Genomic DNA, 18,648 nt, shown 5'->3' with positions numbered 1-18,648 from the left:
CGCTATTTTTTTTAAATCAGAAATTAAAGGATTTTTGACATGAATCGTCAAATTGGCGCTACTTTTATTGTGGCGGGAACAACTATTGGTGCGGGGATGCTAGCCATGCCGCTAACAGCAGCCCCCTTGGGGTTTTTGGGGTCCATCTTTGCTCTTTTTCTTTTGTGGGGATTGATGTACACCTCTGCCCTCATGATGGTGAAATGCAGCCTTAAAACCTCACCCGGGCAAAGCATTGCCTGGATTGCAGGAGATATTTTTGGCGCGCCTTATAAGCATCTTTTAACAGGCATTTTAATCCTTTTTTTAAACGCACTTTTAGCAGCCTACATGGAGGGAGGATCCTCTCTTTTAGCGATTCAATTGCCACACGTAAGTCAAGATTTTCTTCGGATTGGATTTTTGGCGGTCTTCGGTCTTCCTCTGGTTTTGGGGACTCATTGGTTGGATCGCAAAAATAGAATCCTTTTTATGGGGATGATGATCATTTTTGCTATAATGGTTTGGCTTTTGATACCAAATGTAAGTCTCTCTCATTTAGACATTAAGCCCGCTCAAACGTTTTCCACGTGGAGTTTGGTTTTGCCTGTCTTTTTCACTTCCTTTGGATTTCATGCCTCAATCCCCAGTCTCATTCACTATTGCGGAAACGATGAATCCAAACTGAAATCCATTATGCTGTGGGGAAGTTTACTTCCTTGTGTGATTTATTTTCTCTGGCTTTTGGTCACAGAGGGAGTCTTGCCCCTTTCAGGACCTCAGAGTTTTTCAAGCCTTCCCAATGAAGATGTGGGAATATTTATGGCATTTTTAGGAGGAATCACCAAAAGCCCTATGATTGCGCTCCTTAGTAGCTTATTTGCATTCTTAGCGATTGCAACTTCATTTTTAGGCGTAGGCATGGGGCTTTTTGATCTCATTCTTGAGCGTCTGCCTTTGCCGCGTTTAATTGTGGCTGTTCTTACTTTTTCTCCGGCTTATTTTATAGGGGCACTTTTCCCTGAAGGGTTTATCGAAATCTTAAAATATGCCGCCATTTTCTTAAGCATTTTAGCTGTGATCACACCCGCACTCATTCTTCTGAAATTAAAAGAAGGATCTCCCCTTCTTTCCTTTGGAATGTTGATCTTTGGCCTTATCATCATTGTATTGGGAGTCTAAATCATGACCTCGAAATTCATTGGATCTGTTTTCATCATTGCAGGTACCGCCATTGGGGCGGGTATGCTCGCTATGCCCTTAACCGCTGGTTTTATCGACTATCCCACAACGCTCATTGTGCTATTTGGATTTTGGAGCGCGATGTATTATGCCACGCTCATTAATCTTGAGGCAAATTTGCGCATCCAAAAGGGAATTAGTATTTCTGAGATCACAAAAATTGTGTTTGGAAAAAAATCTGCATCAATTGTGCTGTTCTCTTTAGGGGCCCTTCTTTATGCCCTGGTTGCGGCTTACATTGCAGGACAAACGTCGTTGATTCGCGCTGCACTCCCTGAGTCTTTTTTCTCTTCGCAATTGTTGATGAGCGGGGTTTTTACATTTCTTTTTGCGCTTATCATCGCTGCAGGAATTCATAAATTGGATTACATCAATCGCGGATTTTTGACGCTCAAAGGAATTTTTTTATTGGGCATGGTGTTTCTCCTCACCCCTCATATTCAGATTGAGAATTGGATGTCCTCAGTCCCCTATTCCTGGCCGCAATGGTCTTTGATGTTGCCTGTCTTTTTCACGTCTTTTGGATTTCAAGTGTGCATTCCTTATATTGTGAATTATTGTAATCAGGACGTGAAAATTTTAAAGCGCGCCATTTTGATTGGCACACTTCTGCCTTTCTTGGTTTATGCGCTGTGGCTTGGTGTCAGCAAAGGTATTCTGCCCGTCGAAGGTGTCCTCAGCTTTGAGGCCCTGCGTGCACAAGGCGGAGGGATTGGTCTTTTCATCGAAATGCTCTCTACGCAATCAGGCGTCCCTAATGTGAAAATTTTCAATATGGGATATTCGTTGCTCGCCATGACGACCTCGTTTTTGGGGGTAGGATTTGCGCTTTATCTTTTGATTTCAGAAAAACTAGACTCTCAGAAGAAATCCAAAAAAAACATAGCTATTATTTTGAGCTTTCTCCCCCCCTGGCTTGTGGTGCAATTTTATCCCGATGGATTCGTGATAGCCCTTAAATATGCAGCAGCGTTCTTAAGTGTCTTTGCGCTTTTAGCCCCCGCGGCTTGTGTCTGGAAATTACGTGCACAGCAAACTGAGACTTCCTATCAAGCCCCTGGTGGAAAATATGGCCTCATTCTTATCGGAATAATCGGTTTTGGATTTTTATGGTTGGGGCTTTGAATAGAAAACAAAAGAGGAACTGTGCTGTGGATATATTTTTTGACTCATGCTAAAAAAATAAAAAAAGAGAAGGGGAGCATTGTCTATAATGTCTGATGAATCCATGCACTATGATGTGGTGATTGTGGGGGCTGGACCCGCAGGACTTTCTGCCGCCATTCGCCTAAAACAACTCTCGCCTGATCTTTCCGTTTGCATTTTAGAAAAAGCCTCTGTTGTTGGGTCTCAGATTCTCTCCGGTTGCGTTTTTGAGCCGAGGGCCTTAGACGAACTCATCCCCAATTGGAGGGAAAAAGGTGCACCACTTTTAACTCCCGTCACACATGATCGCTTTTTATTTTTAACGAAAAAGAACGCCATCCCTCTGCTCACCCCCCCACAGATGAACAACACAGGGAACTACATCATCAGCCTTGAGAATTTCACAAAATGGCTCGGGACTGAGGCCGAAAGTCTGGGCGTTGAGATTTATCCCGGATTTGCAGCCGTAAGTCCCTTGATCGATAAATCAGGCTCCTTGATTGGTATTGAAACGGGAGCCATGGGGCTTGATAAAATGGGAGAGCCCACGGACCTTTATCAAGCGGGCGTGAAAATTTATGGAAAATTGACGCTTTTAGCTGAGGGGTGCCGTGGATCACTCAGCAAACAATTGGAAAAACAATTCAATTTAAGGAATGAGGCAATGCCTCAGACCTATGGCCTTGGAATTAAGGAAATTTGGGAAATCGATCCTGCACACCACCGCGAAGGCGAAGTTCTTCATACCATCGGCTGGCCACTTCAAACGAACACCTATGGGGGCTCCTTTCTTTATCATATGTCAAACTCTATGATTGCCGTGGGATTTGTGGTGGGACTCGATTATCCCAATCCTTACCTAAGCCCATTTGAGGAATTCCAGCGTTTTAAACTCCATCCCAAAATCAGAGGTGTTTTTGAAGGGGCCAAAAGGCTTTCCTATGGCGCCCGCGCACTCAATGAAGGGGGCTTTCAATCCATCCCTGCACTCACATTCCCAGGCGGTGCAGTAATTGGATGTGCCGCCGGTTTTTTAAATGTGCCCAAAATAAAAGGGTCCCACACCGCCATGAAATCTGGAATGGTGGCTGCAGAAGCTGCATTTGAGCATCTCACGAAAGGTTCCGAATTCAATTACAAAGACCGACTTCAAAAAAGCTGGGTCTGGAAGGAACTTTATCAAGTACGTAACATCCGCCCTGGATTTCAAAAGGGGCTCTGGGTAGGCCTTTTGAATGCGGCTTTTGAAACCTTCATTACCCGCGGAAAAAGTCCCTGGACGCTTAAACATCGTGCCGATTTTAAAACCACAAAATTTGCAGAGTATTTTCAAAAAATTGACTATCCCAAGCCAGACAATCAGATTACTTTTGATCGATTGTCCTCCGTCTATCTCTCCAATATCAGCCACGATGAAAACCAGCCGTGCCATCTGACTTTGCGTGATCCCGAACGTATGATGCTGGTGAATTATCGCGAATACGGAAGTCCCGAAACGCGCTATTGTCCCGCTGGCGTTTATGAAATTGTGAAGGAAGAGGGTCGACCCAAGCTCCAGATTAATTCTCAAAACTGCATTCATTGCAAAACGTGCGACATCAAAGACCCCACTCAAAATATCAACTGGGTTCCCCCTCAAGGCGGCAGCGGGCCCAATTATTGCGACATGTAAAACTTGGCTCTGTCGAAAATTTTTTTAAAGGCGATGATGAGCGTCCGTTCTGGACAGATTTATCCTATGAGGGCATAAAATTGCTGCCAAGGGGATAAAGTTGGGATCATGGCATTTTGTCCTTTTTTAAGCATATGACATAATTCGATTCCAATCAGTGTAGCTTGAGCCCCCCAAAAGCTTTTGAATCCCATCATGGGCTTGGTAATCCTTTTGATAAACCTATGGTCCTGTTCGATGATTTGGTTCAGAATCTTAAGCTGACGAACGCAGATCCTTTCTTCTGCAGGCAGATAATCATTGAGGGATGTCAGCGCCGCTAAGTTGGCGCCGCTTTTGTCAATGTTTACTTTTTCAGGCTTTCCACTGCTGGCAATGGCCTTTTCAAAGAATCCCCGGGCTGCTTTCTTATCTCGTTTCTCACTCAGATAAAAGTCAATTGTCTTCCCTGCTTTATCGACCGCACGGTAATAATAAAACCATTTCCCCTTAATCTTGATATAGGTTTCATCCATGCGCCAGCTGTTGCCTACTGGCTTTTTGCGTTTCCTAAAAAATCACTGAAAACTTAATTACCCCACGATTGACCGTGGCATGATCTCAATAGACTCAACGCTCCTCCAGAAACTCTTCAACCTTCCGGTAGCTTAAGGAATAGGCTAAATACCAGCGAACAGCCATCATGATGACATCTTTGGGATAATGACAACCTTTGAAGATATTCATAAGCCTTTCCTCCACCTTTATGGGAAAAGCTTGCTTAACAGATTCTCTTTTTATGAACCATCTCTTTTAAAAACTTTGCGACAGTACCTTATTTCAGTGCCTGCTTACAAACAAACGGGGGCGTCAAAAATTGGACCTGGTGAACACTCCACGGGGCAAGCCCCGTGGTATCCCGGTCGGCCTATAGGCCGAGTACAAGCTGCGCTTGCCCCAAGTCTTCTTGCCCTTGATGCTCTATATAGCGCTTGATCGCGTACTCATTTACCCCAACTGTGGATACAAAATAACCATCTGACCAAATACCATCCACGCCCCAATAAGCTTTTCTCATATACTCGAATTTTTTCTTCAACAATCTGCCGCTCATGGACTTTATGGTTCGAACTGCATCGCTAACTCTTATCTTAGGGGGAATAGATAGGTGTAAGTGAATATGATCCTTATCATAATTCATCGTTAGGATGATGACTTCAGGCATCTTCTCCCTTATCTGATTCATCACTTCTGTGAAATACGCAAAACTACCTTCATTCAATATCTTTCGTCGATATTTGCTCACAATCACCAGGTGATACTCACATTGGTAGGCGCAGTGTCCTTGCTTCCTTATCTGCATACTTCGCATCATAGCAAGAAGGCTTGGGGGAGCGCTACATCCACGGGGCTAGCCCCGTGGTTTTTTCGCGCGTATAAAAAAGCCCCCAAAGTGGGGGGCTTTCTAAAAATTCTAAAAAAAATTATATTTCTCCTTTTGATCCAGACTCAATATAATTTTTACAATCATCATTATTCTTGCTCATACAGTTTTTTACAGTACTTTGATCAATTGGGCAACAGAGATAGCCACATACCTTTCGTGTAGCATCTTCAGAACAAGATTTACAAACAAAATTAGCTGAGCAAGCCTTATCACAACCTTGACTGATAAAACTTGTTAAGACGCTACCTACGTTTGGAATTCCTTTTATATAAGCCATACAAGCTTCTACTGTCTTTCCAGGTGTAGTCTTGCCAGCGCCGATATTACTACAAAATGTAGAACAATCTGCGTTACCTAATATGGGCAAAGTTGCTGCTTTACAAAGTATTGTGCTAAATGCTGTTTTAAGAACTGCACCACCTGGGCAAGCTGCTGGAGCTTCTTGATTTGAAGCATTTGCATTAGCGTCTGTTTGAGCTTTTACCCCTGAACCAAAGCAAAGTAGGCTTACTGTTAAAAATAAACTTAATATTTTAAATTTCATTTTCTTCTCCCGTATTTTTCGTTTATGTATCGCGGTTTTTTATTAAACCGTAATTAGTCTATAGCATATTTGGTAGGAGCATTCTAGGGGATATTTTTGTGAGGGAGACTCATCTCATAAAAAAGTAGAAAACGGTATGACGATGCGGGTTTTTCATGAGCTTGTCCTGAATTTCTCTTCACGACTGGATTGCCTATTACAATTGAAGGCGTTAAGATCATCACTGATTTGCCCATAAGGCAGGTTCAATAAAAATCAATCGGGGTAGGGTGGAATACGAGCATGTTTTCAATGTTGAATTTTGGTTTGGGCGAACTTACGGATGCGGTTCGGGAATCGGTTCGTGGCTTTTCAGAAACGGAGATTGCGCCACGGGCGGAGGAAATCGACCGCACGGATGCTTTCCCGCGGGATTTGTGGCCAAAATTGGGTGCGCTTGGGCTTTTAGGTATTACAATTGAGGAAGAATTTGGTGGATCCAACATGGGATATCTTCAGCATGTGGTTGCAATTGAAGAAATCTCGCGGGCCTCTGCCTCTGTGGGGCTCAGCTATTTGGCGCACTCAAATCTTTGTGCCAATCAAATTCGCTTGAATGGAAACGAGGGTCAAAAGAAAAAATATCTCCCGAAATTTTGTTCAGGCGAGCATTTGGGGGCTTTGGCCATGAGCGAAGTTGGGGCGGGATCTGATGTGGTTTCTATGAAAACTACGGCTCGAAAATCAGAAGGTGCTTACATTCTCAATGGATCGAAAATGTGGATCACCAATGGTGCTTATGCAGACACGTTGGTTGTTTATGCCAAAACAGATTCTGAGGCCGGATCCAAGGGAATCACAGCTTTTATTATCGAGAAAGACTTCAAAGGATTTAAAGTGGCTCAAAAGTTGGACAAACTTGGGATGCGGGGTTCTCCTACGTGTGAGCTCGTTTTTGAAGACTGTGAAGTGCCTTTAGAAAATGTTTTGGGTGAGGTGAACCACGGTGTACGTGTCCTTATGTCCGGATTGGATTATGAGCGGGTTGTTATTGCAGCGGGACCCTTGGGGATTATGCAGGCCTGTTTGGATGTGGCCGTGCCTTATGCTGCTGAACGCGAACAGTTTGGTCAAAAAATTGGCGATTTCCAATTTATTCAAGGGAAGGTTGCAGATATGTACACACTTCTTTCGGCCTCTCGCGCTTATGTTTATGCGGTGGCCAAAGCTTGTGATGAAAAACGTGTGACGCGAAAAGATGCAGCTGGATGTGTTTTATTTGCGGCCGAAAATGGAACCCAAATGGCGCTTCAAGCCATTCAAATTCTGGGGGGTAACGGTTATATTAATGAATATCCAACGGGGCGCTTTTTGCGCGATGCGAAACTTTATGAAATTGGGGCCGGAACCTCTGAAATTCGAAGAATGCTAATTGGTCGCGAGATTTTTCGCGAAGCCGCTTGAAAGGAAAATTTATGGAAAACGTTGTGATTTTATCGGCCAAAAGAACACCTGTGGGATCCTTTCAAGGAAATCTTGCAGGTGTTACGGCCACTCAATTGGGAAGTGCAGCAATTCAAGGAGCTCTTCAAGCGGGAAATCTAAATCCTTCCGAAATTGATGAAGTTTTCATGGGGTGCGTTTTGCCGGGAGGCCTCGGTCAAGCTCCCGCCCGTCAGGCGGCTTTAGGGGCGGGATTGCCACAAGGTGTTCCGTGCGCCACTATTAATAAAGTCTGCGGGTCGGGTATGAAAGCGGTAATGATTGCCTCTGACGGCATTAAAGCTGGAAGTTTTGAAACTGCCATCGCTGGTGGGATGGAGAGCATGTCCAATGCGCCCTATATTTTGCCAAAAGTGCGTTCAGGATATCGTATGGGTCATGGCTCCATTTTTGATCATATGCTTTATGACGGCCTTGAGAATGCGTATGATCATGTTTCTATGGGAGCTTTTGCAGATAATACGGCAGAAAAATTTCAATTCACACGAGAAAACCAAGATAGTTTTTCCATTGAATCAGGAAAACGTGCCCTTAAAGCCGTAGATGAGGGGCAATTTGATGATGAGATTGTCCCGGTTACAGTCCCTAATGGTAAAGAAACACTTGATGTGAGTAAAGATGAGCCACCAGGACGTATGAAATTTGAAAAAATTCCTACTTTAAAACCTGCTTTTTCCAAAGACGGAACCGTGACGGCTGCCAATTCCAGTTCCATTAGCGATGGGGCCTCAGCGCTCGTTTTGTCGTCTCAGGATTGGGCGCGTAATTCTGGGCATGTGCCTATGGCCAAAATTTGTGGATATGTTTCCTTTGCCCAAGCACCAGAGTGGTTTACGACCGCACCCATTGGTGCGATTCAAAAACTTTTGACGCAAGTGGGTTGGAATCTCCAGGATGTGGATCTTTTTGAGATTAATGAAGCTTTTGCAGTTGTTGTTTTGGCAGCGATGAAAGAGTTGAATTTATCTCATAATAAAGTCAATGTGTTGGGAGGAGCTTGTGCGCTTGGTCATCCCATTGGATCTTCGGGATCTCGTCTGATAGTGACGCTTTTGCATGCTCTGAAATCACGAGGGCTCAAACGCGGGATCGCAGCTCTTTGTATTGGTGGAGGCGAAGCCACAGCCATTGCAGTTGAGATGATATAGGAGAGTCCAATGACCCCTTTGAAAACGCAAGTCGACCTTCGTCAGAACGAATTCCAAGAAAATGCGAAAGCCCTCGAAAGTGGCGTTTGCGATTTGCAATCACTCCTCCAAAAAATCGCATTTGGGGGAGGGGAGGCGGCGCGCCAAAAGCATCTTGCGCGCGGGAAACTTTTGCCGCGTGATCGAATTTTCTCTCTTTTAGATCCTGGAACGCCTTTTTTGGAAATGGGGGCAATTGCAGCTTTGGGCATGTATGATGAGGATATTCCTGCAGGTGGAATCATTGCAGGTGTTGGGTCCGTTGAGGGACGAGTATGCATGGTGGTTGCTAACGATGCGACCGTGAAGGGAGGGACCTATTATCCGGTGACCGTGAAAAAACATCTTCGTGCCCAAGAAATTGCAGAGGCCAATCATTTGCCGTGCATTTATCTTGTGGACTCTGGGGGCGCCAATCTCCCCAATCAGGATGAGGTTTTTCCCGATCGAGATCACTTTGGTCGTATTTTTTATAATCAAGCCCGAATGTCTGCCAAAGGTATTCCACAAATTGCCGCTGTAATGGGGTCGTGCACGGCTGGTGGAGCTTATGTTCCTGCTATGGCGGATGAATCCATCATTGTCAAAAATCAAGGGACTATTTTTTTAGGCGGACCACCTCTCGTCAAAGCAGCGACGGGTGAGGATGTCACGGCCGAAGACCTGGGCGGCGCTGAAGTTCATACCAAAATTTCAGGGGTTGCAGATCATCTGGCGGAAAATGATCAAGATGCCCTTCGAATTGTAAGATCAATTATAAGAACGCTTCCAAAGCCCAAATTGTCATTTGTGCCCAAAAAAGATGTTCAAGAACCACTTCTGAATCCTGAAGATCTTTATGGTGTTATTCCTGCAAACCCCCGCATCCCTTACGATGTCCGTGAGGTGATTGGGAGGATTGTGGATGCGTCCGTGTTCGATGAATTTAAGAAGAATTATGGGGTCACTTTGGTGACTGGATTTGCTCATATTTGGGGATATAAAGTTGGAATTATTGCCAATAATGGAATTTTGTTTTCTGAATCCGCCCTTAAAGGGGCCCATTTTATTGAGCTTTGTTGCAAACGCAACATCCCCCTCATTTTCCTTCAAAATATTAGCGGATTTATGGTTGGGAAAAAATATGAAAATAATGGGATTGCCAAAGATGGGGCCAAATTGGTGATGGCAGTGTCTTGCGCGGAGGTTCCTAAATTCACGGTCATCATCGGGGGCAGTTATGGTGCCGGGAATTATGGAATGTGCGGGCGCGCCTATAGTCCTCGTTTTTTGTGGATGTGGCCCAATGCTAAAATTTCTGTGATGGGGGGAGAACAAGCAGCCAATGTTTTGGCTGAAATCAAGCGCGGTTCCTTGGTTAAAAAAGGAGCATCTTGGTCACAAGATGAAGAAGCGAAGTTTAAAAAGGAAATCCGGGCAGGTTATGAAGAAAAGGGGCATCCTTATTATGCCTCGGCACGACTTTGGGATGATGGAATTATCGATCCGAAAGATACGCGCAAGGTCCTGGGATTGGGGCTATCCGCTGCATCCCACGCCCCTTTAAAAGAAACACAGTTCGGTGTATTTCGAATGTAATTAATTGAAAAATAATGAGAAGTTTAGAGGTGCATTAGTCCTTATAACACCAACACGTTGTGAGATGATCGTTCACCATTCCAACAGCTTGCATATAGGCATAGATTATGGTTGAGCCGACAAAAGTCATTCCTCGTTTTTTCAGGTCCTTGGATAAGGCATTGCTTTCCAACGTTTGAATGGGAACATCTTCAAATCGGTGCCAGTGTTTTTTAATGGGTGTGCCGTTTACAAAACCCCAAACATATTTATCAAAAGACCCAAATTCTTTTTGAATTTGAAGGAATACTCGCGCATTCTGACGTGTGGCATAAATTTTCAGACGGTTGCGAATAATCTCTGGATTTTGTCTCAAATCTTCTAACTCACCATCACTCATCGTGGCTACTTTAGCAGGATCAAATTTATGAAAGGCTTTGCGATATCCTTCACGTTTTTTAAGAACGGTTTCCCAACTGAGTCCCGCTTGTGCCCCTTCAAGAATAAGTAACTCAAACAAATGCTGCTCATCATGTGAAGGAACTCCCCATTCACGGTCATGATATTCTGCGTAGAATTCCTTGCCGAGATCTCCTCCAAAGCAGCGAGTTTTATGCGCTATTTCTAATTCTTGCATTTAGTCACCTTTTCTTTCATGTTTAATGGGATTAATCTAGTTCAGGATCTTGAGACCAATCAACGATTTTTCCTCGTGTAAAGTCCCATCTGCAGAGCCAGGAAACACCAAAAGGTGGATAATAATTATCGTGCTCAGAATAAGCTTCATCCTCTAAGGCCTTATCGAGAGTTACGAAATCATATCCCATCTCATAAACTATTTTTAATAAGTCTTCCATCACATATGAATTGATTAAATTCACGTGTAGAATCCATGTGTGGCTAATATTACGACCAAAAATCTCCTTCGAGGCCTTTTCATAAAAGGCAAATTTTTTCTTTGTATGCTCAAGGTAATTTTGAATAATTTTTTCTTTATCTTTTGGATTTTCACGGAGCTGTTGGTCAAATTTCCAATCATTCGTATCAATGGTAACCGGCGCGATAACATACCCTTCTTTTTTTAAAAAGGCTTCGAAAGAAGAGCGCATCTCCTTTGTTGTCCCCGTATCAAGATAGGGATGTCTAAAATAGATGTACTCAAGGCCTGCATCATTCATTAGTTTTTTAGAAACGGGTGCTCCTTTAAGAACATCTTTCTCAAATTCCTCAAGCTTTGAGCTGCTTAAAGAGGGATGAGAATACGTGTGATTTCCGAGAGGATGACCGTGATCAATCCAGGATTGAAGTATTGCCGTTTTTTCCTTTGTTTCCTTTTGAGAATAAAGCTTACCCTCACAGACAAAACCGATAGCTGGTGCCTTGAATTTATCGAGGGCGGTTAATATTCTCTTGTTAAGGAGTTTCTCCTTTTCAGCCGATTCTTCTTGGGCTCCAGGAAGATCATCAAAAGTAATGGCAACTTCATGAGCATAAGCAAATTCACAGAAAAGAACAAAAAAAGTTAGTAGTGTTGTTAAAAACTTCATTTTATCACCTTGGTCAAAAAAATTCCTATAAAGCACATAAACTTCAGTTTTATTAGCATGAACGGAACTCTCTTCCTAGCGCTGTTTTTGGTAAATTGTCGCATTATCTCTTATATACCTAATCAAAATGAAAATTGGGTGTTAAGTCGTTCGAAGCTGTCTGTGACGCGGCTTTCAATCACGTCTTTAATTTCATGAACAGTTTTGTCAAAAAAGTATTTTACCGCTTCCGCGAATTGTTTTCCTTTAAGGTTTTCCATAAGCGTTCAATCGGATTCAAATTGGGGCTGTAAGAGGAGAATAATGTAGGACAATTTCATAGTCTTCGACGGTCTCCTTTGTGTCTTTGCTGATATTATAAGGACCATTATCCACAATCAGATGAATTTTTGAGGCCTCCGGATATTTCTTACGCAAAGCCGCAAAATGTTGATGATTATCATAATAGTGAAAATTGGGAGAATGATTTTGCCTTTACCCAAGATGTCGGCAAAGCCTTTCACCACATTTATACGCGCGAAAAAACCACGGGGCTAGCCCCGTGGATGTAGCGCTCCCCCAAGCCTTCTTGCTATGATGCGAAGTATGCAGATAAGGAAGTAAGGACACTGCGCCTACCAATGTGAGTATCACCTGGTGATTGTGAGCAAATATCGACGGAAGATATTGAATGAAGGTAGTTTTGCGTATTTCACAGAAGTGATGAATCAGATAAGGGAGAAGATGCCTGAAGTCATCATCCTAACGATGAATCATGATAAGGATCATATTCACTTACACTTACACCTATCTATTCCCCCTAAGATAAGAGTTAGCGATGCAGTTCGAACCATAAAGTCCATGAGCGGCAAATTGTTGAAGAAAAAATTCGAGTATATGAGAAAAGCTTATTGGGGCGTGGATGGTATTTGGTCAGATGGTTATTTTGTATCCACAGTTGGGGTAAATGAGTACGCGATCAAGCGCTATATAGAGCATCAAGGGCAAGAAGACTTGGGGCAAGCGCAGCTTGTACTCGGCCTATAGGCCGACCGGGATACCACGGGGCTTGCCCCGTGGAGTGTTCACCCTGAAATCGTAAGACGGCATGTTGAGCGCACATGGACTCCCGAGGAAAGATCTCATCAACTCAAACGTCGGGGTCGATATGTCGAGTTTAATTTGCTGTATGATCGCGGAACCCAATTCGGATTTAAAACAGGCGGTAACACGGATGCAATTCTCATGTCTATGCCTCCTGTGGCCGAATGGCCAGCGCCTTGAGATTTAAGGAAGCCTAGTAACAAGATTCTGTGGCGTTTATTGGGTGAGTACGCAGAGAAACGAGAAAACGGTCCCCTCTAGACGGACTAGGCATCTCTAGAAACCAGTTGTGTCCGAGTTCAGATAGAAGTGAGACAAAATTGGGAGGGATGGAGATGAGCTGAGCGCGCCCCCAAATTGCGCTGTAGCGAGGCTCATCTCCATTGCCACACCCAACCAGGCCTCAAGAATAGGAAATCTAAAAAACCTATTGATGGAGGCCTGGATGAGGATCCACGGATTACATAAAAATAAGCATAGGCTTTATGCATATGCGCGCACACAAGACTGTTTTGACGCCTATCGCAAACGGTATGAAGACGGCGTGAGGCTCTGGGAAAAGCTGAAATCTGAAAACGTTTGCGATTCCAGGTGCCAAGACATTTGCGCCATGTCTCGCGCAACTTATTATCGCCACAAGAAGATCCTGAAGGACCTTAACAAAGGGAGTGTTCCCCCTTCAAAAAAGCCACGAAATCTCAACAAACCGCACTGGGGAGAGGCAGAACTTCAGCTTGTGAAAGTGCGCCGCGAAAATCCCACCTATGGCAAAGAGAAAATCGCCATCATTCTCAAGCGAGACCATGGGCAAATCCTGAGCGAAAGCACCGTCGGCCGTATCCTGACCTCCCTCAAAAACAAGGGGCTTGTGCAAAAATCACCCTCCGCCCTGAGAACAAAAAGAAAAAGACAATTTAAAAGCCATGCAAAACCTTGGACTTTCAAGGATTATAAAACGATGACGCTTGGTGAGCGGGTTCAGATTGACCATATGACAGTCACCAAAAATGGTATCTGTTTCAAGCACTTCCAGGCTTGGGAAAGAGGCTCGAAATTTATCTATGCGAGTGTGTATGCCCATGCCAAGAGCTCAAGCGCCAAACGCTTCTTGCTTAAGTTTGTAAAGCAGGCCCCCTTTAAAATTCAATCCATTCAAGTTGAGGGAAGATCTGAATTTATGGCGGAATTTGAGGAAGCCTGTGAAGATCTGGGCATTCCCTTAATTGTTTTGCCCCCCAAAAAGCCCACTTACAACGGCGGCGTTGAGCGGGGAAATCGAATATTCCGGGAGGAATTTTACAACCAAAACAACCTCCTGGCTGATTCCATAGCTTCTATGCGCTTTGAGCTCTCTCAAGCTGTCTCAAAGTATAATTCTTATCGGCCTCATCGCGCCGCGAAAGGCCTCACTCCTTTGCACTATATTCACTCTCATATTCTCGAGGCCTCTTGAGTCTCATTTGTTATGAACCCGTACATTCAAAGTGTCGTTGAATTTAGAGAAGCCCTTGATGAATTCTTTGCCAAATGGCCTCAAATCGCCAGCTCTATGGTTGACCGCATTAATGATAACTTTCAAATCCTCAATAAGGTATCTTTAAGTTAAAGGAGTATAGAGGTTTGATAAATTTTATTGTCAAAAGAAAAAATGGCAGGAGAGGTGGGGCTCGAACCCACAACCCCCGGTTTTGGAGACCGGTACTCTAGCCAATTGAGCTACACTCCTGCAAATTCTTCGGGAGGAGAAATATCCTCCTTCAGAATGTCTTAAAAATCATTATCCCAATTTTTTTCGGAACAATAATAAGTATTTACTTATTTACTTCAAAATTTTGGCAACGACTCCGGCGCCAACAGTACGGCCACCTTCACGAATTGCAAAACGAAGTCCGTCGTCCATAGCAATCGGTGCAATCAGCTCCACGATCATACGAACGTTGTCTCCTGGCATGACCATCTCAACGCCTTCCGGAAGCTTTACAGTTCCCGTCACGTCCGTTGTCCGGAAATAAAATTGCGGACGATAGTTGCCAAAAAATGGGGTGTGACGGCCGCCTTCTTCCTTTTTGAGAATGTAGGCTTCACACTCGAATTCTGTGTGTGGTGTGATCGAGCCGGGCTTCGCCAAAACTTGGCCACGCTCAACATCTTCACGCTTGGTTCCGCGCAAAAGAGCACCCACGTTGTCGCCTGCTTGTCCTTGATCAAGGAGCTTACGGAACATTTCAACGCCAGTTACAGTTGTCTTCATAGTTGGTTTAATTCCAACGATTTCAACTTCTTCACCCACTTTGACGATACCCGTTTCGATACGGCCTGTGACAACCGTTCCACGACCGGAAATCGAAAGCACGTCCTCAATTGGCATCAAGAAAGGCTTGTCGACAGGACGGTCAGGTTGAGGAATGTACGTATCCACAGCCGTCATCAAACGCAAAATGGAATCTTTTCCAATTGGGTCATCGCGACCTTCAAGTGCGGCCAAAGCCGAGCCTTTAATGATCGGAATATCATCGCCTGGGAAGTCATAGCTTGAGAGAAGCTCACGCACTTCAAGCTCAACGAGATCCAAAAGTTCCTCGTCATCCACCATGTCGACTTTGTTCAAATACACAACAAGAGCAGGAACGCCAACCTGACGCGCCAAAAGAATGTGCTCGCGCGTTTGTGGCATGGGGCCATCGGCTGCGTTTACAACGAGAATCGCACCGTCCATTTGCGCGGCTCCCGTGATCATGTTTTTCACATAGTCGGCGTGACCTGGACAGTCTACGTGAGCATAGTGGCGGTCGGCTGTTTCGTACTCAACGTGGGCAGTGTTGATCGTGATTCCACGTGCACGCTCTTCAGGCGCCGCGTCAATTTGATCATAGCCTCGGAAAACAGCTCCACCTGTCTCTGCCAAAACTTTCGTAATCGCAGCGGTCAGCGTCGTTTTCCCGTGGTCAACGTGACCAATCGTTCCAATGTTACAGTGCGGCTTCGTCCGCTCAAATTTCTCTTTGCTCATCTTTTGTCCCTCAAGTTGACTGCAGTGCCTGTCATAAAAATGGAGCGGGTGAAGGGAATCGAACCCTCATAGCCAGCTTGGAAGGCTGGGGCTTTACCACTAAGCTACACCCGCATAAATGGTGGAGGGAACAGGATTTGAACCTGTGTAGACATACGTCGGCAGATTTACAGTCTGCTGCCTTTAACCGCTCGGCCATCCCTCCGATTTCTGAACATGGGATAGGGGATTTCCGCAGCCATGTCAATCCGGAATTCATGCTCTTTTCAATTTATAAAAAAAATATGGGGAAATAAAGGGAAAATTAACTTTTTTTTCGTATATTTCTCTTGGAATTCGATTTGCGAATGAGAGGTCAATTTGACGTTATGGCAGAAAATTAATCTCCCTCTTTATCTGTTTTGGACGGTTCTCATCGCCTCCCTCTTACCCTCTGCTCATATCCATGCCAAATGGTTTGATGACTTAAAAGATATCGATTCTTTGAAAAAGTATTGCATCGCCAAAGCCCGTTCCTATGAGGTGCGTGCCCAAGCTTTTAATGAAGGCAGTTGGGGCAATCGTCAATATGCAAGACTTCATGGGCTGTGGCAATCTCTTCCCAGTCTTTACGATCTTGAAGAATCAGAGTGGGTTCATGATTACAATATAGCTCTCAAAAACAAAAAATTAGAGTTCAAAAAGAAGCTTGAAGAAGAGATCGATTTTCCTCAAATTTCCCAATCTTCAGAGGAACATCCCGTTTCAAAAATAGACATTTTAAATGGAACCATTGATGATATTCTCGAAATTAAAAAAAATCTAACCTTTCACAAATTATATCGACCCTACCTTCTTAGAACAGAGGCCTTGACGGAGGGTTACTCTTCTGCAAAAGCCGCTCAGTATCAAGCGCTTTTTGAAGCTACACGTGCTGATACGGAACTCTCATCTCTTTATCTTGAACTTTCAAAAGCCTGGGGGAGAAGTCAAATTGATCAAATTTCTTTAATCAAAATCAAGATTCGACAATTAAAATCAAACCGCAGTCCCTACAAACCTAAAGTTCCGGAGACGCAACCTCACTCTTTTCTCTATCGCAAACCATCAATTTTCATCGAAGCCTTTTTACTTTCTTTCATAACAATCTCATGCCCGAATTATTCATCTCAAAAATTTTTTCAAAAACCCACATCTACAATGATGGGTCACATTAAAATTCCCAAAGAAAGCGAAACCATCCGAAAAGCTGGGGAATACACTCTCATCCTTGAAAAAGAGGTCGCTCAAAAATTATCCATGGGGTCTTATTGGTGGTTTGGAACTCATAAGAATCCTGTCACAAAAGAGCATATTAAAATGTGGAAAAATCATCTCTTCTATCGCGATGCGTTTAGCTCCACCTTAGGCATTACAACGGATGAAGCGTCTCTCGTGATTGAAGAGCTGGTTTTATAGATTTTTCTGAATAAAATTCAGGCCCAAATCAAGCCCTCGATCATCAATAGAATGATTTAATTTCTCCAAAAGGTGGAGTTGGACATCACTTCCTTTTAAGATGTCGTAAGACATTTCAGAAGCTTGAAATGGCACAATGGTGTCCTCTTTGCCATGGACTAAAAGAATTGGAGTTTTTTTTGGGATACTTTTTTCTTGGGGTATATAGGCCCCCGAATAAGCAATAATTCCTGAAGGTGAGTTCTTCCCATGAAGCCCAAGATCGAGCGCCACCATTGCCCCTTGTGAAAAGCCTACGAGAACTAGATTTTTATAAGTCAGACACGAGTTACGCAGTTTGCAGCAAAAGGGTGGGAATCTAAGCGAAAGACATGAGTTTTGTTATTTCTCTAGAGATATCATGCTTAATAACATCCCACTGCTGCTGATAAAAAGAGAAGCCTCCAGCAAGTCGTCTTTTAAATCTTTGAATCCAAGCCGAAATGGCAAGAAATATATGATTTCTTTGGGCTCGTCCCGTGCGAGACTGACAGCGTTCAAGACCGCATGTTTGCTTTAATTCCCGATGATAAACTTCGATTTTCCAACGCGATTTCATGACCAGTTCAATATGATCACGAGAGGGATTATCCCTATTGGTTCCGATATAATCCGTGCGACCGTTTTTGGCAACAAACCGGAAAACAGTAATCCATCCATATCCGCGTAAGTGAACTTTCAGTCCTTCATCTGGAATGTCCAGCTTTTCAAGAGTTTCTCCACGATTCACTTTCCTGTTTTTCTTCAACCCCATCACCCATGTCCAGCCTATGGATTCAATGGCCTTCAGATTATTCAAGCTCGAGTACCAAGCGTCTGCAACCACGTCATCCGGATTTATCCCTCTGTCTTGAGCCAGCTTTAACATTTCCCTGAAATGGTCATTCTTGCTTTTGCCATCGCTGGCTTTATCATAAATACGATAATCAACAGGAATAGAGTCATGACTCCTCAGGCCATGCCATACCAAATTGACAAGACCTATCCCCGCAATAACATCATGGGCATTCCCAGAATACTGATAATGCACAAGCTCTATCTTCTCGCTCCGATTTTTATCCAAAATTGTATCGTCACATACTAAAAAACAAGGTTCTTTCTTGTTAATAAGAGATTGAGTAAGATTCCACACTCCGCTCGGACGCAATGCACTAGAACTCAACCATCGATTGACGCTGTCATGCGACAATGGAATCGGTGACACCTCCGAAAGTGCCAACCCTGAATAGCGCACACTGCTGGCTTGTAAAAATGAACGATAAAGTGATTTTGTGCATTTGTGTCGAGACATCATTTC

The 18,648-nt window shown here is 43.9% G+C and carries 16 protein-coding genes, 3 tRNA genes and 3 pseudogenes; 11 read left to right on the top strand and 11 right to left on the bottom strand.

Translation table 11 applies throughout. From position 1 onward, the window contains the following. Positions 1-39: 39 nt before the first annotated feature. The 3 genes from Bealeia2_RS05920 to Bealeia2_RS05910 all read left to right on the top strand — a co-directional run bounded on the left by Bealeia2_RS05920 (position 40) and on the right by Bealeia2_RS05910 (position 4,039). Positions 40-1,161 carry an amino acid permease gene (locus Bealeia2_RS05920; protein ID WP_331256177.1) on the top strand — a complete coding sequence of 374 codons (1,122 nt, stop codon included), beginning with the start codon at positions 40-42 and terminating at the stop codon, positions 1,159-1,161. A gap of 3 nt (positions 1,162-1,164) precedes the next feature. Next, positions 1,165-2,346 carry an amino acid permease gene (locus Bealeia2_RS05915; RefSeq protein ID WP_331256176.1) on the top strand — a complete coding sequence of 394 codons (1,182 nt, stop codon included), beginning with the start codon at positions 1,165-1,167 and terminating at the stop codon, positions 2,344-2,346. A gap of 88 nt (positions 2,347-2,434) precedes the next feature. Continuing rightward, complete coding sequence (locus tag Bealeia2_RS05910; RefSeq protein ID WP_331256175.1) at positions 2,435-4,039, top strand: electron transfer flavoprotein-ubiquinone oxidoreductase; 1,605 nt, start codon at positions 2,435-2,437, stop codon at positions 4,037-4,039. A 59-nt stretch (positions 4,040-4,098) separates the two neighbouring features. Here the strand turns inward: Bealeia2_RS05910 and Bealeia2_RS05905 are convergent. The 3 genes and pseudogenes from Bealeia2_RS05905 to Bealeia2_RS05895 form a co-directional block, all read right to left on the bottom strand. After that, positions 4,099-4,765: pseudogene (locus Bealeia2_RS05905) on the bottom strand (IS6 family transposase). A 181-nt stretch (positions 4,766-4,946) separates the two neighbouring features. After that, positions 4,947-5,381: an IS200/IS605 family transposase gene (tnpA, locus tag Bealeia2_RS05900; RefSeq protein ID WP_331256563.1), complete on the bottom strand. Its 435-nt coding sequence runs from the start codon at positions 5,379-5,381 to the stop codon at positions 4,947-4,949. A 121-nt stretch (positions 5,382-5,502) separates the two neighbouring features. Next, on the bottom strand, positions 5,503-6,009 hold the full coding sequence (locus tag Bealeia2_RS05895) for a hypothetical protein (RefSeq protein ID WP_331256174.1): 507 nt from the start codon (positions 6,007-6,009) through the stop codon (positions 5,503-5,505). Positions 6,010-6,291: 282 nt separating this feature from the next. Here Bealeia2_RS05895 and Bealeia2_RS05890 point away from each other — a divergent pair, with 282 nt between their 5' ends. From Bealeia2_RS05890 to Bealeia2_RS05880, 3 genes are read left to right on the top strand one after another with little or no spacing between them, the layout of a single operon-like run. Continuing rightward, positions 6,292-7,452 carry an isovaleryl-CoA dehydrogenase gene (locus tag Bealeia2_RS05890; RefSeq protein WP_331256173.1) on the top strand — a complete coding sequence of 387 codons (1,161 nt, stop codon included), beginning with the start codon at positions 6,292-6,294 and terminating at the stop codon, positions 7,450-7,452. An 11-nt stretch (positions 7,453-7,463) separates the two neighbouring features. Further along, the gene (locus Bealeia2_RS05885; protein ID WP_331256172.1) at positions 7,464-8,639 is read left to right on the top strand and encodes a thiolase family protein; all 1,176 of its coding nucleotides are present in this window, start codon (positions 7,464-7,466) and stop codon (positions 8,637-8,639) included. A 9-nt stretch (positions 8,640-8,648) separates the two neighbouring features. Continuing rightward, positions 8,649-10,256 (top strand): carboxyl transferase domain-containing protein, encoded by a 1,608-nt coding sequence (locus tag Bealeia2_RS05880; protein ID WP_331256171.1) that lies wholly within the window; start codon positions 8,649-8,651, stop codon positions 10,254-10,256. A 34-nt stretch (positions 10,257-10,290) separates the two neighbouring features. Here the strand turns inward: Bealeia2_RS05880 and Bealeia2_RS05875 are convergent, their stop codons facing one another. After that, entirely contained in the window at positions 10,291-10,872 is a 582-nt protein-coding gene (locus Bealeia2_RS05875; RefSeq protein WP_331256170.1) for a DNA-3-methyladenine glycosylase I, read from the bottom strand. 31 nt (positions 10,873-10,903) lie between these two features. Next, positions 10,904-11,782: a polysaccharide deacetylase family protein gene (locus Bealeia2_RS05870; protein ID WP_331256169.1), complete on the bottom strand. Its 879-nt coding sequence runs from the start codon at positions 11,780-11,782 to the stop codon at positions 10,904-10,906. 618 nt (positions 11,783-12,400) lie between these two features. On the opposite strand from Bealeia2_RS05870, the pseudogene tnpA (Bealeia2_RS05865) reads away from it, so the two are divergent. The 4 genes and pseudogenes from tnpA (Bealeia2_RS05865) to Bealeia2_RS05850 form a co-directional block, all read left to right on the top strand. Continuing rightward, positions 12,401-12,808 (top strand): annotated as a pseudogene (tnpA, locus tag Bealeia2_RS05865) (IS200/IS605 family transposase); the annotation flags it as partial. An 18-nt stretch (positions 12,809-12,826) separates the two neighbouring features. Then, positions 12,827-13,045 (top strand): annotated as a pseudogene (locus Bealeia2_RS05860) (coproporphyrinogen III oxidase); the annotation flags it as partial. 265 nt (positions 13,046-13,310) lie between these two features. Further along, positions 13,311-14,318, top strand: coding sequence for an integrase core domain-containing protein (locus tag Bealeia2_RS05855; protein WP_338453519.1), 1,008 nt, complete (start codon positions 13,311-13,313; stop codon positions 14,316-14,318). Between the two features lie 12 nt (positions 14,319-14,330). Next, positions 14,331-14,471, top strand: a complete 141-nt coding sequence (locus Bealeia2_RS05850; protein ID WP_331256167.1) for a hypothetical protein — start codon at positions 14,331-14,333, stop codon at positions 14,469-14,471. A 43-nt stretch (positions 14,472-14,514) separates the two neighbouring features. Here the strand turns inward: Bealeia2_RS05850 and Bealeia2_RS05845 are convergent. From Bealeia2_RS05845 to Bealeia2_RS05830, 4 genes are all read right to left on the bottom strand, one after another. Continuing rightward, positions 14,515-14,591 (bottom strand) — tRNA-Trp (locus Bealeia2_RS05845). Positions 14,592-14,684: 93 nt separating this feature from the next. Beyond that, positions 14,685-15,875, bottom strand: coding sequence for an elongation factor Tu (gene tuf, locus Bealeia2_RS05840; protein WP_331256166.1), 1,191 nt, complete (start codon positions 15,873-15,875; stop codon positions 14,685-14,687). Between the two features lie 40 nt (positions 15,876-15,915). Further along, positions 15,916-15,989 (bottom strand) — tRNA-Gly (locus tag Bealeia2_RS05835). A gap of 5 nt (positions 15,990-15,994) precedes the next feature. Then, positions 15,995-16,080, bottom strand: a tRNA-Tyr gene (locus Bealeia2_RS05830). 155 nt (positions 16,081-16,235) lie between these two features. Here Bealeia2_RS05830 and Bealeia2_RS05825 point away from each other — a divergent pair. Beyond that, positions 16,236-17,312 (top strand): hypothetical protein, encoded by a 1,077-nt coding sequence (locus tag Bealeia2_RS05825; protein ID WP_331256165.1) that lies wholly within the window; start codon positions 16,236-16,238, stop codon positions 17,310-17,312. On the opposite strand, the gene Bealeia2_RS05820 is transcribed toward Bealeia2_RS05825, so the two are convergent. Together Bealeia2_RS05820 and Bealeia2_RS05815 are read right to left on the bottom strand one after the other, a co-directional pair. After that, positions 17,307-17,633, bottom strand: coding sequence for an alpha/beta hydrolase (locus Bealeia2_RS05820; RefSeq protein ID WP_331256561.1), 327 nt, complete (start codon positions 17,631-17,633; stop codon positions 17,307-17,309). The genes Bealeia2_RS05825 and Bealeia2_RS05820 overlap by 6 nt on opposite strands. Before the next feature lie 37 nt (positions 17,634-17,670). Then, entirely contained in the window at positions 17,671-18,642 is a 972-nt protein-coding gene (locus Bealeia2_RS05815; RefSeq protein WP_422388038.1) for an IS701 family transposase, read from the bottom strand. Between the last annotated feature and the right edge of the window lie 6 nt (positions 18,643-18,648).

This window comes from Candidatus Bealeia paramacronuclearis (assembly GCF_035607555.1).
Classification (GTDB): Bacteria; Pseudomonadota; Alphaproteobacteria; order UBA9655; family UBA9655; genus Bealeia; species Bealeia paramacronuclearis.
This window is presented reverse-complemented; position numbering and strand designations above follow the sequence as displayed.